This window comes from Pseudoalteromonas sp. CO348, from assembly GCF_004208845.1.
GTDB classification, from domain to species: Bacteria; Pseudomonadota; Gammaproteobacteria; order Enterobacterales; family Alteromonadaceae; genus Pseudoalteromonas; species Pseudoalteromonas maricaloris.
In genome coordinates this window covers 363,177-379,515 of sequence record NZ_SGPI01000040.1, presented here as the reverse complement: position 1 = coordinate 379,515, position 16,339 = coordinate 363,177, and the positions used below count along the sequence as shown (strand labels likewise).

At 44.0% G+C, this 16,339-nt stretch carries 15 protein-coding genes; 9 read left to right on the top strand and 6 right to left on the bottom strand.

Annotated features, from left to right (window positions below):
* Window positions 1-12 precede the first annotated feature (12 nt).
* Both EXT48_RS22700 and EXT48_RS22695 read right to left on the bottom strand, forming a co-directional pair.
* Window positions 13-330, bottom strand: coding sequence for a hypothetical protein (locus EXT48_RS22700; protein WP_130165894.1), 318 nt, complete (start codon window positions 328-330; stop codon window positions 13-15).
* Window positions 327-1,781: a PLP-dependent aminotransferase family protein gene (locus EXT48_RS22695; RefSeq protein WP_130165893.1), complete on the bottom strand. Its 1,455-nt coding sequence runs from the start codon at window positions 1,779-1,781 to the stop codon at window positions 327-329. The genes EXT48_RS22700 and EXT48_RS22695 overlap by 4 nt, the downstream gene beginning before the upstream one ends.
* 96 nt (window positions 1,782-1,877) lie before the next feature.
* On the opposite strand from EXT48_RS22695, the gene EXT48_RS22690 reads away from it, so the two are divergent.
* From EXT48_RS22690 to EXT48_RS22665, 6 genes are all read left to right on the top strand, one after another.
* Window positions 1,878-2,453 carry a GNAT family N-acetyltransferase gene (locus tag EXT48_RS22690; RefSeq protein ID WP_045988419.1) on the top strand — a complete coding sequence of 192 codons (576 nt, stop codon included), beginning with the start codon at window positions 1,878-1,880 and terminating at the stop codon, window positions 2,451-2,453.
* Window positions 2,450-3,031, top strand: a complete 582-nt coding sequence (locus EXT48_RS22685; RefSeq protein ID WP_130165892.1) for an FMN-binding negative transcriptional regulator — start codon at window positions 2,450-2,452, stop codon at window positions 3,029-3,031. The genes EXT48_RS22690 and EXT48_RS22685 overlap by 4 nt, the downstream gene beginning before the upstream one ends.
* Window positions 3,032-3,180: 149 nt before the next feature.
* Window positions 3,181-3,645, top strand: a complete 465-nt coding sequence (locus EXT48_RS22680) for a hypothetical protein (RefSeq protein WP_130165891.1) — start codon at window positions 3,181-3,183, stop codon at window positions 3,643-3,645.
* A gap of 256 nt (window positions 3,646-3,901) precedes the next feature.
* On the top strand, window positions 3,902-4,915 hold the full coding sequence (locus EXT48_RS22675) for a DUF5924 family protein (protein WP_205992136.1): 1,014 nt from the start codon (window positions 3,902-3,904) through the stop codon (window positions 4,913-4,915).
* A gap of 99 nt (window positions 4,916-5,014) precedes the next feature.
* On the top strand, window positions 5,015-5,458 hold the full coding sequence (locus tag EXT48_RS22670; protein ID WP_130165890.1) for a DUF2000 domain-containing protein: 444 nt from the start codon (window positions 5,015-5,017) through the stop codon (window positions 5,456-5,458).
* A gap of 52 nt (window positions 5,459-5,510) precedes the next feature.
* The gene (locus tag EXT48_RS22665; RefSeq protein WP_130165889.1) at window positions 5,511-6,068 is read left to right on the top strand and encodes a hypothetical protein; all 558 of its coding nucleotides are present in this window, start codon (window positions 5,511-5,513) and stop codon (window positions 6,066-6,068) included.
* Between the two features lie 278 nt (window positions 6,069-6,346).
* Here EXT48_RS22665 and EXT48_RS22660 read toward each other — a convergent pair whose 3' ends face one another.
* Genes EXT48_RS22660 through EXT48_RS22650 form a run of 3 tightly spaced genes read right to left on the bottom strand, consistent with a single transcriptional unit; the run spans window position 6,347 to window position 11,739 of the window.
* Window positions 6,347-8,122 carry an FAD-dependent oxidoreductase gene (locus EXT48_RS22660; RefSeq protein ID WP_130165888.1) on the bottom strand — a complete coding sequence of 592 codons (1,776 nt, stop codon included), beginning with the start codon at window positions 8,120-8,122 and terminating at the stop codon, window positions 6,347-6,349.
* Window positions 8,115-9,878 carry an alpha-keto acid decarboxylase family protein gene (locus EXT48_RS22655; RefSeq protein ID WP_130165887.1) on the bottom strand — a complete coding sequence of 588 codons (1,764 nt, stop codon included), beginning with the start codon at window positions 9,876-9,878 and terminating at the stop codon, window positions 8,115-8,117. Before EXT48_RS22655 ends, EXT48_RS22660 begins: the two co-directional genes overlap by 8 nt.
* Window positions 9,865-11,739 (bottom strand): FAD-dependent oxidoreductase, encoded by a 1,875-nt coding sequence (locus EXT48_RS22650; RefSeq protein ID WP_130165886.1) that lies wholly within the window; start codon window positions 11,737-11,739, stop codon window positions 9,865-9,867. Before EXT48_RS22650 ends, EXT48_RS22655 begins: the two co-directional genes overlap by 14 nt.
* Before the next feature lie 634 nt (window positions 11,740-12,373).
* On the opposite strand from EXT48_RS22650, the gene EXT48_RS22645 reads away from it, so the two are divergent.
* The 3 genes from EXT48_RS22645 to EXT48_RS22635 are packed head-to-tail and all read left to right on the top strand — an operon-like array spanning window position 12,374 to window position 15,846.
* On the top strand, window positions 12,374-13,234 hold the full coding sequence (locus EXT48_RS22645) for a hypothetical protein (protein WP_130165885.1): 861 nt from the start codon (window positions 12,374-12,376) through the stop codon (window positions 13,232-13,234).
* A gap of 58 nt (window positions 13,235-13,292) precedes the next feature.
* A complete protein-coding gene (locus tag EXT48_RS22640) occupies window positions 13,293-14,501 on the top strand; it encodes a cysteine desulfurase family protein (RefSeq protein WP_130165884.1) in 1,209 nt (402 codons plus the stop codon).
* 49 nt (window positions 14,502-14,550) lie between these two features.
* Entirely contained in the window at window positions 14,551-15,846 is a 1,296-nt protein-coding gene (locus tag EXT48_RS22635) for a pyridoxal phosphate-dependent aminotransferase (protein ID WP_130165883.1), read from the top strand.
* 78 nt (window positions 15,847-15,924) lie between these two features.
* On the opposite strand, the gene cueR is transcribed toward EXT48_RS22635, so the two are convergent.
* The gene (cueR, locus tag EXT48_RS22630) at window positions 15,925-16,335 is read right to left on the bottom strand and encodes a Cu(I)-responsive transcriptional regulator (protein WP_010369762.1); all 411 of its coding nucleotides are present in this window, start codon (window positions 16,333-16,335) and stop codon (window positions 15,925-15,927) included.
* Window positions 16,336-16,339: the final 4 nt, after the last annotated feature.

The window sequence follows — 16,339 nt, the reverse complement described above, 5'->3', positions numbered from 1 at the left end:
TTCCTTTTGTGTTTAACCTTTAATGAGTTTCAACATGTTACCGATGGAATCGAGGTTAATTCCACCCATCAGCTCTGGATTATTCAACGCATAGAGGTAATCTTCTATCAGGGTGCAATCAATCTCGTCACGCAGTTCAACAAACCCAGCCCAATTTTCGAGGTCATCTTCGTCGATTTCACCGCTGAGATATTTTGCTAATACCACACTTAACATCGCCTTGCTAATGGCAAGCGATACTGCGCTGTTATCGCTCAATAGGATATTTAACGCCTGCGCTTTGTGTGTGCCGAATGTAACAAATTCGGCCAGTGCTTGTTGCTTATTCATGATTTTTTCTCCAGCTCTGCGACCAAAGCAAATAACTCACTCAGCCCAGCTTGCTGATGCTCGACTTCTTGCGCCGCAAAGCCTAAGCGAATATGACTTAAACTACTAGCCTTATCGAGGGTAAATTCAGGCTCACATTGTACGTAAATCCCTTTTTCAAGCGCTTTTTCAGATAACCTCGAGACGTCGCGTTTGCTGTTTACCCAATACGCCATGCCGCCTTGTGGCATTTCAAAGTCGATATCTAATTTGGCTTTAAGCTCACTAAGGTGCTGCCCCATCGCCTGATGGCGTACTTGATAGGCTTTGGTCATGCGGTGTAAATGGCGCTCAAATCCGCCCTCTTCCATCCAGTAAGCCACAGCCAACTGGGTAAGGGCATCATTCTTGTGATTAAGTAGCTGTTTACGTGCCACCAATTGCGCGAGCACATCTGCCCGTGCACTCATATAGCCCACACGAGCACCGGCAAACATGATTTTTGAGAAGGTAGAAATATAAATCACAATACCACTTGGGTCGCTTGCCGCCATAGGCTGCAACGGCGGGCAGAGATAATGAAACTCATGGTCGTAATCGTCTTCAATAATAAACACGCCATACTGCTGGCACAGCTGATAAATCGCCATGCGCCTCGGTACAGATAAAGTCACTGTAGTTGGATATTGATGCAGTGGCGTTAAATACAACAACTTCACCTTATTTTGTTCAAGGCAGCGCGCCAAGGCTTCCACTTTAATGCCTTCTGCGTCTTGTGCTAAAGCAAAAATTTCAGCACCTGCATTGGTAAAAGTATGCCGCGCAGGTGGATAACCAAGCATCTCGATGGCAACACCATCACCTGGATTAATAAATGCATTTGCCACCAATGAGAGTGCTTCTTGGGAGCCATTACAAATCAGTAAATCATCACATACTAGCCCCCTTGCTCGGCGCAAATATGCCTGAATTTGGGATTTCAGTAACTCGCACCCCGCAATGTCTGAATAGTGAAAATGACTGACATTGGTTTTGCGACACGCCTTTACCAAAAACCGCTTAAACTCATCATAGGGAAAAGCATGAAGATCTGGTAAGCCTCCTGCAAAACTATAGCGGTAGGCTTTACGCTTAGTGCTGCTTACTGGTGCCAGTATTTTAGCAAATTGCGGTACGATTTGTGGTGTAGAAGGCACCTCTGAAGTTATCTGTTGGCTACTGAAAATAGGCAGTTCAGTATTGACTCGATAGCCGCTACGCTCTTTAACCACCAGCCAGCCTTCAGCTACCAAGTTTTGTAGGGCATTCATCACCGTGTGCCGATTCATACCATGTAACTCAGCCAGCTTTCGGGCGGAAGGAAGTTTGTCACCGGGGGTGAGTTTACCTTCGGTAATGGCGCAGCGTAAAACATCTGCTAAGCGTTTATGTTTAACATCTTGAGACTGTGTTTTTGGGCTAATAGAAATCAAAACTGGTCTAATTAAATTATTAAATCTGGTTGTTTTATATCAACCAAAATCAGCGCAATATGCAAGCATTAAAAACACAGAATGAATGGAATATTGATGCTTTCAAAACAAACGCTAGAATCCAATCGCGTTAAGCTCACCCCACTTGAAGCCGCGCATTTACCTGAGTTATTGGCTCGAGGCAAGAAAACCGAGATCTGGAAGTGGGTATTTAATAATTATTGTCGCGATCAAAAAACCATAGAGCAATGGTTTTACGGCTCTGCGCAGTTTGACGAAAGCGAACAGCTTGTTGTTGCAATCATAGACAAAGACTCAGATAAACTGGCTGGTAATAGCCGCTTGTTTAGACTTGATAAACTCAACCTAAGTGCCGAAATCGGCCATACTTTTATTGGTACTGAATTTCAACGCACGCACGTTAATACCCACGCCAAGTACCTGTTGCTCAAATATGCCTTTGAAGCGATTGGACTGGTGCGTGTGCAATTTCAAACGCATGAATGTAATCATAAGTCTCGTAATGCCATCGCACGCCTAGGTGCCCATTTTGAGGGCTTGTCGTTAAAAGATAGACGCCTGCCTGACGGAAGTTATCGTAATACGGCACGATTTGCCATCACCGACGAGATGTGGCCTGAAGTGAAAGCGAGGTTGGAGGAAAAGTTATGAGCTACCCAAGAAACTACTACGTTGAAAGCAATCCAAACATACTCAGCTCTGTGATCACAAAACACCCGCTGGCAACGCTGACGGTGATACAGGAAGGCAAGATAAAGACGGTTTTTGTACCGCTAACATTAAGTGATGACCATGCTTATTTGCTCGGACACGCTACAAAAGATAACCCGATTTTCCACACAGTCGGTGTTATTCAAGCTGTTTTCCACTGTGAAGATCATTACCTCTCACCCGCAGTTATCCCTGACATTAAGCTCCCCACGTGGTTGTACGCAAATGTGATAGTTGAAGGTGAACTCGCGCTTATTACTATTGACGATGAAAAATACGCGTCAATGCAAGCGCAAATAACGCATTTTGAGCGGTTTTCAAATAGTGATTGGCAGCTTGATAGCGTGCCTGCCAATCAACGCCAATCGCTGTTTAACGCCATTAACTTTTTCAAGATTAAAATCAATACGATGCATGGCGCTTTTAAGTTAAGCCAAAACCAGTCGAGTGATATTCGCGAAAAAATCAAAATACATTTACAGCCGCTAAAACCTGCGATGCACAGCTCACTTGTATAAATACAGTGACAGAAGTTTAATTTTTCGTTACCTTTTCCTATAATGCAAATCTACACGTTACGTTATCTTTCATTAAATAAGCTTTGGACAAGAGCAAATTATGGAAGGTTTTAACTACTTATTACTGACTTTATTTTATGGAGAAAATAATGAAAATATTACCTATTTTAGCATCGTTGCTCATCCTCAGTGGTTGCGCAACAACAGATTATTCAAAAATAAAAATAAGCACTGCATCACTGTCCAATCTAGAAGTTGAAGAAGTTGGCAACTTACAGCAAAGAAAACATGAAATTAAGGTTTCTTTCGATTACGCTATTGAAAATTTCAGCCCAGAAAACAAGCTATATACTTGCTCAGTTTTGTTTGCCAATATTGATGGAACCTCCGTAACTAGCTTCAGAGGTACAAGCCACCCTTGCATTCTTAACAATACGACTGGAAGCGTTTCTATTACTTGGCCTACACCTGTAGATATAAGCCGCAATGCACCTAAAATGGTACTATCAAAACTGAAGTATCCAATTGAATACTTTGTTGCAATTCATCAAAAAACAGGCAAAAATTCAAGCGAATTGATTGGCCAGTCTAAACCCTTAACAAGCAAACTATAACCCTCTAGACTGGAGTCAAAGTGCAGCATGTCAGCTTTGTGCTCCAGCCAATCACTTTTTGCATCAACGGAAAACACAGGTTAATAGACTTTGTGATCACACTAAAAATCTCGCGTATCTAAAGTCAACAACTGAAAACCTCCTGTCCACTCCCCTTGCGAATGCTAAACGTACAAATCTTTAAAGTATTCAAGCTCATATTGCATTCATGGTTAAGATGCTTCAATGGTAAAATCAGCAAGCAATTTCTATTTCCATGCGTTATTTCAAAAACCTAATAACAAAATTTATTTTGATGATGCAGAAGTGGCCGGGCCTGATGGCCGTGCTGGCTTTTTGTAGCGGTATCGCGAGCTTTATTTTAGTTGAACGTAAAGAGTCGTTTTCACAGATCATCGCTCTGCTTTTACTCACCAGTTGGCTGTGGCTTATTATTGATAACTGGCTTCGAGACCAAGTGGAGCAACGTTTTGGTATTGTGTTGTCACCCAACTTCATGCGCTTTGCCCTACAAATGGTGCAACAGGAAAGTCTATTCTTCGCACTGCCTTTTTTCTTGGCTGCCACAACATGGAATCATCCACAGGCCGCGTTTACCTGCTTAATTGCACTCTGCGCGTTGATCTCCGTTGTGGACCCGATATATTACAAAAAGCTAGCCCGGCACAATGTGCTGTTTATGGTATTCCATAATTTTGCTTTGTTTGTTGTGATTTCAGTTACGCTACCAATTTTGCTTCACCTGACAACCGATCAAAGTATACAAATAGCGCTAGTCACCGCCATTATTCTTACCCTACCGAGTCTTGGCAATGTTATGCCACACGCAAAATGGTGGCGTTTTCCCTTATTGGCTCTGCTGCTAAGTGCACTTAGCGCTGGTTTGTGGCAGCTACGTAGCTGGGTTCCCCCTGCGGCCTTACGACTCACCGACATAGCACTGGCTTATGAGGTTGATAGGCAACAACGAAAGCCAATGAACAGTATCCAACACCTCGATACCCATTCGCTTCACGAACAAGGCTTATACAGTTGGAGTGCGGTAAAAGCACCTCGAGGACTAAACGAAAAAATCTTTCACGTATGGGTACACAACAAACAAGTGGTTGACCGAATCCCCTTAAATATTAGCGGTGGACGCGAGGAAGGCTATCGTGCTTGGAGCCATAAAACCAACTTTCCCGCCGACTCAACAGGTAAGTGGGAGGTGCATGTTGTCACCAATTCAGGACAACTGATTGGCCTTACAAAATTTACTGTCTCTCCTTAGGAAAGTTTTAAGGAATTACAATCAATTATCGACACCGAAGCGCGGTGATCGCTTTATTATGATATGGTTAAGCGCCTCTTTTTTAACTCAAGGAAGTCTATGACTGATTTTTCCGTTTTACCGGACGAAAACTCAAAGCGATTTGTTGCTGTGCTCAATAAAAAAGTTGAACTTGGTCGGCTTTTTAATGCGCTTGGCCATATGAGCGCTGGGCTCATTGACCAAATTGGTAATACCGATGAGCTCTGTTTTTTACCGTACCAAGACAAAGATGGCGGCATTCACCCATCGATTTCGCACTACCCATTTATTGTGCTTAAAGCAGATAACAGTAATAAAATCAGAAAAATGCGAGCAGAGCTTGTGACTCGTAACATCCCCTTTACCGATTTTACAGATACCATGATTGTTGGCACATCCGAACAGCAAGTAAGCGCCACCGCAGAAACACCTGAACAAGACTTAGAGTACTTTGGCATTTGCATGTTTGGCGATAGCACAGAGCTTAAAGAATTTACTGGGAAATTCAGTTTGTTTAAATAATCTGGGGCTTATTTTTGGTATTACTGATTTTGTTATAGTTTAGATTTAATTTATGAAACGATTTTCAAGTATCGCGCTGGTCATTGTTGTATTACTAGTCACCCTAAATATGAGTAATTTGCCTTGGGAATTAAGATTTGCGGCTCCTCAGCATAATTACCTTTTCGTTATGATACTGGCCATCATCTTACCCGCTTCTGTGTTGCTGTGGTCGTTATTTCGACACACCAAGTTACTCAAAGTGTCTGGCTTCTTAGTCACTTTGGCAGCAGCAGTGCCGAGTTTCATCGTATTCATCTTTGCTGCTGGTGATTATTCCGAGATCAAACGAAGCGGCGTCGACCACTCCTTTGTCGAACTTAATCGACTAAACGTCAATGACGATAACTATGTGCTTTACCGAACCGACCGAGGAGCCACCACCTCATATGGTTTAGTTTTACGCTTAGAGCGAGAAATCGGATTTGGTATTCATGCAGTAAAGGTCGTTCATAGCAAATACAAAGCCGCAGAAGGTCAGCTGGAGTTGCTTTCTGAGAGCCAATTAAAAATGCAGATCCAGCCTTACGATACGCAAGACAAAATGGAAGTCGTGGTGTTAGATATTTAAAATGCTTTCAAGGCCGCAGCGTAAAGCACATGATAAAAGCGACAAAATCGCAGTGTAAAACAGCTCCTACTGCGTAGCGTAAATAGGCTTGTAGGAGGCGATTCACTCGCCGAGCAGTTTATGTTTTCCAACGAATTTTTGACGAAGAAATCCCCTCATCTCACCAGCCAAAAATCCAATATAAAAACAACAAAATTGCTGTGTGAAACATCTCCTACCTCAAGGTGAAACCAAGCAAAAAGCCGATACTGGCTTTTTGCTCTTCGTATTTAACACTGTTAAATAATTGTCTTACGGGTTCTTAGGCGATTAAAGTTAACGTAAACCTTTTTACCACAGTCTAATTTAACTGTGAAACCCGAATGCTCCTCTTTGATTTCAATGAGTTTTTCATAATTCTCTTGGAAGTAGGTCTTCGTCGGGATGGATGCGTCTTTAAAGCTGATAAACGCGCCGTATGCCCCTTCAATAGTGGTGTCGCGGCTAACTTCAATCCAATCAAGTGCACGGTTTACATAGCGGTATACTGGATTTGCTTGACCAAGGCGTTTGCTGTCGTAACTACCGTCGTATTTTAACTCGGTATTCCACCAAGTTTGGTATTGAATGGTGTACTGCGCAGTAGTATAAGGAAAGGCAACACGCTTCTTAGCATCATCACACGTATCATTGGCATAAAACTTACCCGAAATGGCTCCTAAAGTGACGTAACTAAATAGTCCAAGTGGGGCATTTTGTGCAAACAGTAAAGGCGATGTGAGTGAACGCAATAGCGCCAACTTGCCTTGTTCGGTAAGGCCAGACTCACGCACTAGCTTTGAGGTGATCTTGTGTGGCGCTGGGGCATCAAAATCTGGTGTAAATGGTTCCCCATCCAGGCTTGCAGCTAACGTTCCTTTTAATCCCAGTTTTTTGAGATTAGCCAAGGAGTTTCGTGACCAGTCAGACATCAATGCTTCACTATAATTCTGCTTGGTGTCCGTGCCCGTCACCTGCACTTTAGCAGCAGGAAAATACCGCTTAGCAAACTGAACCAGCGCCTTTTCGGAGCCTTGCCAATAGCCGTACATAGTGCTTGGGTGCGCTAACGCTTTTTCGTAACCAGATGATTTTTCACACTCGCTAACATCTGGTATGGCGTTGATTTTTAGGTTAGTACCAACTAAGTTCTCGGTATCCTTTCCCGTATCGTTAATCGCATCTTCCCACTGGCCGAGCAGCTGCCAAGTTGCTAAGTCTGTAGAGCCAACCGCCTCATTATTCCAGTTAATTTCAAAGCGGTGGATTTCGTCAGGTAGCTCAAAAGCTTTGACTCTAAACTCCGTTACGATTCCATAACTTAACGCCCCGCCTCCGCGTAGCGCCCATAAGATATCTTCGTTTTCAGTTTCAGATACCTCAACTCTCGAGCCATCTTGCAAAATAACAGTCGCACCAACGAGTGACTCACAGCACATCCCCTTTGCTCGCGTCCACGGGCCCCAACCACCGCCTTGAATATACCCAGCTAACCCAACCGTGGCACAGGTACCGTGTGGAATGGTTAACGGCGGAATATCTTTATAACCAGATTCTGCAAGCTTTGGGACTAATTGATAAAAGCGATAGCCAGAGCCAATATGAGCGATATAGTCATCACCTTCTTTCTCAATGGAGAAGTCTTTTAAACCGCTTAAATCCAGTAGCACCACATCTGTGCCGCTACACTCCCCTTCGTGATCATGGCCGCCAGAGCGCACCCGAATGGGTAAGTTAAACGCTATCGCCTCTTGATAGGCGCGCATTACATCATCGGTGTTATTACACATCACAATCACCGAGGGCGAGAACTGAAATCGTGTGTTAAAGATAAGCGCTTTAGCTTGATATTCTCTAAAGCCCTCCATCGAAGTATCCCCCGTTGGTAATAAAGTAAGCAACTGCTTCGCAGAAAAGCCATGCTTGCTTTCTAACGCGAGTATAAATCCTTGTGTCGCGCGCCAATAGCGGTCGATACGCTTTTGTGCTTCTTCTAACTGATATTCAGGGATTGGTTTATTGGATTGTTTAGGCATTATTGTTTCCTTGCGCTGTGCTATTTCCACATGGACAGTCGTCCACTTTGTTACCCGTAATGGCTTCGGCGAGATCTTGTATCGCCGGTGCGAGATCTTTTTTATCAATATTGACTTTAATGAGGTACGGCTTACATGAGTTTTCATGAAGCGCAGCAAAAACCTCATTTAGATCCGCGACGGTCTCTACATTCAAATATTCAACAGAATACGCATTCGCTAATGATTTATAGTCCCAACGATGCAGATCATCAAATGGTGCAAATGCGCCCGCAGGAGTAAACGCACAGATATCAACGAACGACTGCTCAATTGCATACACTTGGTTACTCATTACAAACACTGCAGTATTGAGTTTGTTATGGCTAATGGTAGACAGTGTTTGGCACATCATCATAAACCCACCGTCGCCGGCAACCACTACACTACGCCGATTGTCAGCCAAGGCTGTGCCGAGTGAACAACCGGTTTCATGACCTAACGACCCCCAAGCAGCGTCACTAATAAAGCGACTTTCTTCAATGCCAGTTAAACGAGCCGCCATATAAAGCGAAGAGCTCTCACCTAAAATAAGGTTGCAGTCACGCACCTTTTGACATTGGGCTAGCTGCTTTTGGTATGTGCAAAAGAAGTTTTCGTAGCTGATGGTATCGCAATCCTGTACGGGACTTTTCAAATAGGGATTTTCCGGCAACGAGCAAAGCGCATGATGCTGCATCGGGTAATGCTCGGCATACACCGTTAAATCATCAATAAACTGTGCTAAATCGATACCACTAAAACGCTCGCAGTTACCAATTCTTGCTTCGCCCATATTCACGCGGATCAATTCGTTACCTTGCGTTTTTAACATGGTCAGGTAATCGTCGGTGAATATCGCGCCCAACGCTAAAATGCAATCTCGTTTACTAACAAAATCAAATGTTTCAGGCCATGATGCTTCACCCGCATAGGTGCCAACAAACAACTCCTTCCCAAGCCCTTGCGCCTCACTTAATACTGATTTGGCTAGCGTGGTCGTGGTATACGGAATATTGAGGTTACAGAGCAAGTTCTCAACTTCCCTTTGTATGCCAAGCCGCGTTATCTCAATGCCTAATAATACCAATGGCTTCTCAGCCTCTTTGAGTCGGTTGATTACTTTATCGAGTAAACTTGCCATCATCGTAGGATTAGATGCAGGTTTTGGGATCACTAAATGGCCATCTGGTTTATCACAAGCTGCGCCCCACACGTTTTGCCATGCTTCTAGATAAATAGGCCGCTTTTCACTCATGGCAAGGCGTAACGCATTATCAATAATCTTAGGAGCAGAAGCAGGATCCGAAAGAATTTCACTGGCGACAGTGACATTTTCAAACACCTTTTTATCAGCGCTATAGTCACCGGTAGAGTGATGAAATAACACGCCTGTTTCTTCAATATCTACACGGTTTTCAGCCGATGGGCTTGCCGATATAACGACAACAGGATTACGCTCGACATAAGCGCCGGCGATCGCGTTTAATACACTGAACGTGCCAACGCCGTATTGCACCGACACCGCGCCAATTCCACGGTATCTTGCATATCCATCCGCCGCATAGCCTGCCCCTAGCTCGGTTACATCACCTATTGCATCAATACCAGGAAAGTTATCAAGAGCAGTCATAAATTCTTGCACATAGTCACCAGGCACTTGAAACACCTTATCAAGGCCCAACTGCTTTAACCGCCACAGTAAATGGTCAGCAACCGTAAAATTAGCGGTACTCATGATTAATACCTCGATAAGCGAACTCAGTGACTTCGTCTAGCGTGTCTGAGCTAGCATTTGGTTGTTGCGCTGAATGCTGACACGAGCAGTCACCTTTACGGCAATCTACTGGTAAGTAGTTATGGTGTGACTCAAGCCACTGTTCATACTGGACTTTGTCTTTGGATAACCAATTAGGCGTTGGTAAAGCAAAGAACTCAGCCAATGTTGATTCAGCCGTATTTAACGCTCCTTCAACCCAGCCTTGTTCATAGGAGTACGCTTCGCCAACAATATAGATTTCTTCACTCGCAACCGGGTGGCGCATTCTGCACATGATCTCATCGAGACGATAATTGGCTTTCCACTCATGCCAGCCACCGCCATAAGGATCATCCCCCCACTCTTGGTAGATTGCAGAATATGGCATTGGGAGTGCTTTTTGATTATGTAACGCTTGAATTTGGCGATGTGCCGCTTCAACCATCCCGGTGGTAATTTGATACTGGTTTTTAGGTACTATCTCATTTTCGGTATAACCTTGTGCACCATAGGCTGGCATATAGCCTTGGTAATGCTCGCCCTTTTCTAAACCTTTCCAGTAAGGAATAGTGCCAATATCATTGTAAGAAGCCATTAGCAGCGAGTTGGTATTGGGCTCACCATAGGTGTGCTCTACTTTACATACCTGTTCGCCTTTTTCGTTGGTCTCGTATTCAAGGCATGCTTTTTGATCGCATTCCGTGCCCATGTAATAAGTTTGACGGATTGGTAAGTCAGTGACAGAGCGACCAGCAACAAGGCCTAAACTGCGCCACCAAGGTTGCTCGTATGCCATAAACATCTTAATCGCTTTTTGGATAAGTACAGATGGAATGTTTTCTTTCAACCAAGGGTCGTCAAAGAACGGCGATTCAATTAGCTCAAGCGAGCGCCTTGGCATAGCCAAAATAAGCCGCTTCACTTTAACGCTGTACGCTGGAGCCTCTTTATCAACCACTTTCCCACTGCTATTCACTTGTGTTGGTTGAAAAGTGAGTTCATAACGATACTCGCCACAGTGGTGCAGCTCAATTTTTGCAAGTCGATGCAACATGTTAACGCGCTTACAGCGGTCAAGGCAGCCCGGTGCCGCTGCAAACTCTTCACATAACTTCAGCGGTAACGCCTGAAAACCATCTTTGAGGGTCTTAAATACCGTATCATCGCTATATTCAGTGGCAGGCAACTGAGTAACCGCACTGGCATTCGCCACATTAGCATCGTAGCCACCCGCTTCTTTCATAAAAAGATATGCTTCGTTACTCAACACATGCTCAAGCAAGTTCCAAAAGCCAAAGCGCCAGATTTCCTTGCCAAACACTTTGACTTTCATCTGCTCTGCAAGAGACATATCGGCAAAGCCCGGGCAGATGAGGTTCATGACTTTAACTTGAAGATCTTCCGGTCCATAGCCTCGCTCTGTTTCTTCAAGCTGGTATGGGATTTTGTCTGGACACTCGGCGAAATCACGATATCTAAAATATTGTCCGCGCAGGTAAAAGAGGTTGTTTTCACTGCCTGCTTCAGGAGAGCTTTCTGCATTTGAGGGGTATAACGGCAGCTTTGAGCCCATTGGGAAGTCTTTGGTTTGGAGTTTTAGCTCATCCACCAGCGTACTCACCATCACATGATCGTCAGGAATAAAGCGCATTCCACCAAGCTCAGCCACAACGTTGGGCAACCCCGGAAGCGTGCGACTGTACAAACGACCACCGATACGATCGCTATACTCAAATAAGCCTATGCGATGTGTATCACCAAGCTCTTGTTGAAGACGCCATGCACTATAGACACCTGATACACCGCCACCCACAATGGCAATATCTAGTTCTTTATTCATTTTAATATGCTCCTTTAAGCTATTACTTTAAAAGCATATTTAAGGGTCGTGATTTTATCTATTACACCGAGTTACAAGCGATTACAGAGACATTACAGCAACTGCAAAAACCACTTTTCACTAAACAAGCATAGATATGTAACCCAATGTTTTTAGCCAAAATGCTTAGCTAATCGCATTTATTTTGATTAACGCAAATGCCGTGCAAACGGCAATGACTCAACTCGGTGAAGAAATCTGCATAGTCCTACTGATTTCTTATTCCGCCTAAAAGATGTTTATTAATTAAACAAGTCACTTAGCATGATCTTGGTTTTCTTTTTCACCAATTGGCGCTGACTCGATTAAAACAATTGAAATGAAAGTTTCACAAAAAAACTTCTAAAAAACTCAATTTTTACGCAAACAAACATTGACCTTACCACCGTGGCAATCTTTACAGTTATTTAACTTGGCAGATTCATCCTTAAGGTGAAGTTGACTTTTTATTAACCTCACTTTGTTAGTAGGGCATGGAAATTAATTACTTCGTGCGTTACCGCTTTGGCACATGCTTGTCGGTAAACAAACTAATTAGGCCGTTACTCAAAGGTATTAAACACCTTTAACACAACTACAGATAGAGACTAACGAAATGAAATTAAAAGAAAAAATGGTTGGAAAAGTAGAGCAAAAGCTCCTAGAGATGATCCGTATGGATGTCGCTGAACACTACCCGACTGTCTCCGCCTTTTATCTAGAAGGTGGGCATTTTGATCCGCGTTATTCCGCTACCGAATTCTCAATAGATTCAATGGTAAAGGTGTTAAATGTCGCGAACAACGCGATTCTAGAGCACAAGAAAAAACTTAAAGTGGTGCTTGGCGTGTTGATAGACGATCTGGGCTTACAGTGTGGTAGTGAGTCTTGTGATATTTCTGCATCCCCAGCAATGGCCACCGACAGCCAAGGGCTTGCGCCATTACCTGACGAGCTAGAAGCCGTATTAAGTGATTACAGCATTGTAAAACGCGACCGCTTAGTACTTCAGGGTGAGCGCAATTGTAAAAACCGTGGGATCCAATCTTTACGTAAAATTATCTCGCAAGATTTAGCAAGTTTCCCACAATTGTCACTCGCAACGAGCAACGGTGTAACTAAAATTCTATTTGAAAACAGTAAGGGAGTAGACATCGTTTTAGCTGAGTCAAAAGATAAGGATATATGGACTGCAAAATGCCCGCTTATCATGGCGCAGCACTATAAAGATACATACCAAAAAGCACTGAAAATGAACCCTCAGGCAGGGGTATTCCACATTATGGACTTCTCTGAAATGGATGACTTTCACAAAGTCGTGAACGGTACTGAAGTAGCATTAGGACTTTTCCTACAAGACGAAAGCCTTGGCGACAATATCGTTAAGATCTCCAATATCTTCTTGTCTGACTTTGATATGGAAGATTATTCCATTAACACCCAAACCAGCACCCTAGCCGAAGCTTGCGAAGCGTAACGCACGCATTTATCCGCTTCAATTTGACTGTTGCCCCAATTTTATACGGAGATTTTTTATGTCACTCATTACAGCACTAGAGAGTAAGTCCACCACGGAAGCGTCGCTACGCTTTCCTATCTATTTAGACCATAACGCCACAACACCGTGCGACGAAGCTGTGTTACAAGCCATGTTACCTTACTTTTGTAACGACTTTGGTAATGCTGCGAGCATGTATGGTTTACATGGCTGGAACGCCCATAAAGCGGTCGAACAAGCGCGTGAAAAAATTGCAGATGCACTTGGCGCACAACCTGAAAATTTTATCTTTACTTCTGGCGCAACTGAAAGCAACAACTTAGGGATCCGCGGCGTGTTTCGTGCTTGTAATCACAAAGGCAAGCACATTATTACTTCGTCGATTGAGCACCCAGCAACGCTTGCAACACTTAGAGATCTAGAACATGAAGGCGCTCGCGTTTCTTATCTTGAGCCGCTACCAGATGGCAGCTTTGATATTGACGCAATGAAGGCCGCAATCACGCCTGAAACGATTTTAATCACCGTGATGTACGCAAATAACGAAATTGGCACCATTAATCCAATCGACGACATTGCCTTTATTGCAAAGCAACATGGCATTCTATTTATGTCTGACGCCACACAAGCGCTAGGCAAGGTCGATATCAATCTGACCACTTGCCCTATTGATATTTTAACTTGCTCGGCACACAAAATTTATGGCCCTAAAGGGGTTGGCGGCCTGTATTTAAGACATCAGCATGGCAATAGAGTGGTTGATATTAGACCGCAGATCACCGGTGGTGGAAGCGAGCAAGGGCTACGTGGTGGCACGTTAAATGTGCCTGGCATTGTTGGTTTTGCCAAGGCTGTGGAACTTGCACAGCGAGAACTGAGCAATGGCGCAATTGACAAAGTTGAGCAGCTAAGAGACAAGCTCGAAGATGGTTTACTGGAGCTGCAACAGGTGCAAGTCAATGGCATGAGCGAAGAAAGACTCCCCCATGTTTGTAACGTCTCTTTTCATGACACCGACGGTAAAAAAATGCTGAGCTTATTAAAGAAAAGCATTTCAGTCAGTACTGGCTCAGCTTGTTCATCAAGCAACCTATCGCCAAGCCACGTATTAACCGCACTTGGGCTTTCGGATGAACTGGCACAGGCAACCATACGCTTTAGCCTAGGCAGGCATACTACAGAAGCCGAAATTGACTTCGCACTCAACAAAGTTAGAGAAGTCGCAGCGCTAACTTTACTCGTTTAAATAATACTAAATTATTCCAGAACAAATACTTAAGGAGAAAAATATAACAATGGAAAACCTATCAAATTTAGCCAATGCACTTGATTACTCGGACATTATTCACCTTGAGTTTTACGTGCAGGAGCAACTTGCTAAGGGGAAGGAAATTTGTGATTTGATCATTGGAGATTTTGACACGCAACAATTTCCGATGCCCGGCTACCTTACCGCACAGATCCAGCAAGCCTACGAGAACAAGCATAACGATTATCCCCCGCTTGAGGGGGTATTATCACTTCGCGATGAGGTAGCAAAACAAACTAAAAAGCGCTTTAACGTCAGCTACAACCCAGATACGGAGATGCTGATCTCTGGCGGTGCAAGACCTTTGCTGTATTCTGCGATGCTCGCCACAGTGAGCGCAGAAGACAAGGTGATCTACCCTGTGCCTTCTTGGAATAACATGTTTTACACCACCATGTGTGGTGGCAAGCATGTGCCAATTGAAACCAGCGAAGCAAATCAGTTTTTACCTACAGCGGAACAGCTTCAAGCGCATATATCTGATGCGCGCCTTATCACCTTATGCTCACCACAAAACCCTAATGGCTCCATGTTTTCAAAGCAACAGCTCGGTGAAATCTGCAACATGGTTGTCGCAGAAAACGTGCGCCGCAGAACGATAAACGCCAAACCGCTCTATGTTATCTACGACCAAGTGTACTGGATGCTGACAATGCAAGAGGTTGAGCATTATCATCCGGCGTCGCTTTGCCCAGATATCAAGCCTTACTTAATTGTGGTTGATGCTGGCACCAAAGCTTTTGCCGCAACAGGCATTCGAGTTGGGTGGGCGACAGGCCCACACGAAGTGATAGCAAAAATGCAGGTAATCCAAGAACATATAGGTGCAATGGCCCCAACGGCAGAGCAACTTGCCACCGCGGTGTTATTTCAAAATGAAGCCTATCTACAAAGTTATTTAGCCGACTTTAAAGAAAAAATACTAGCCTCAATGGCGGTACTGCATCAGGGTGTTCAGGATATGAAAGGCGCAGGCATGGCAATCGATTCATTTATACCAAATGCTGGCATTTATATGACCTTGAAGATCGACGCCATCAATATGGAAACCCCCGACGGAAACGTACTCAAAAATGCAGATCAAGTCAGTCGATATTTAATTGATAGCGCAGGATTAGCACTGGTGCCATTCGCCAGTTTCGGCTGTCGTTCTAAAGCGTCACAACTTTGGTATCGCGCTGCCGTTTGTACTATTTCACCGAGTGAAATTGAAGCGGCGCTGCCAAGGTTACAAAGTGCACTGCTCGCACTTACTCAGTCAAGACAATTACTCGAAGCTTAGCGCTATTTTGCACAACAAAAAAGCCAGTCTTCATCATTGAAGACTGGCTTTTTAACGTTTGGCTATTCTAACCTTCGGCTACTTTAGGCTATTTTGGCAAAGCCCATCTAAAATTGGACAGTTTGCATTTTCGTCACCACTACAGTTGTCCGACAGCTGTTTCAAGGTCTCGCGCATTTGCTGAAGTTCATTGATTTTATGCTCAATCTCATTCAAATGATGCTGCGCTATCGATTTGACTTCACGGCTAGTACGGTCTGGGTTTTGTAACAAATCGAGTAAAGATTGGATCTGCGCAATAGGAAACCCCAATTTTCGTGCTTGCTTTATCACACCTAGCAATTGTAATTGTTGCGAGTCGTACAGCCGGTAACCCGCTTCACTTCGTTTGCTGCACTTTAGTAGCCCGCTTGCTTCATAATGGCGGATCATCTTTGCCGAGAGCCCAGTACGCTGCGCGGCTTCGCCGATTGTGATCAGTTTTTCCATGACG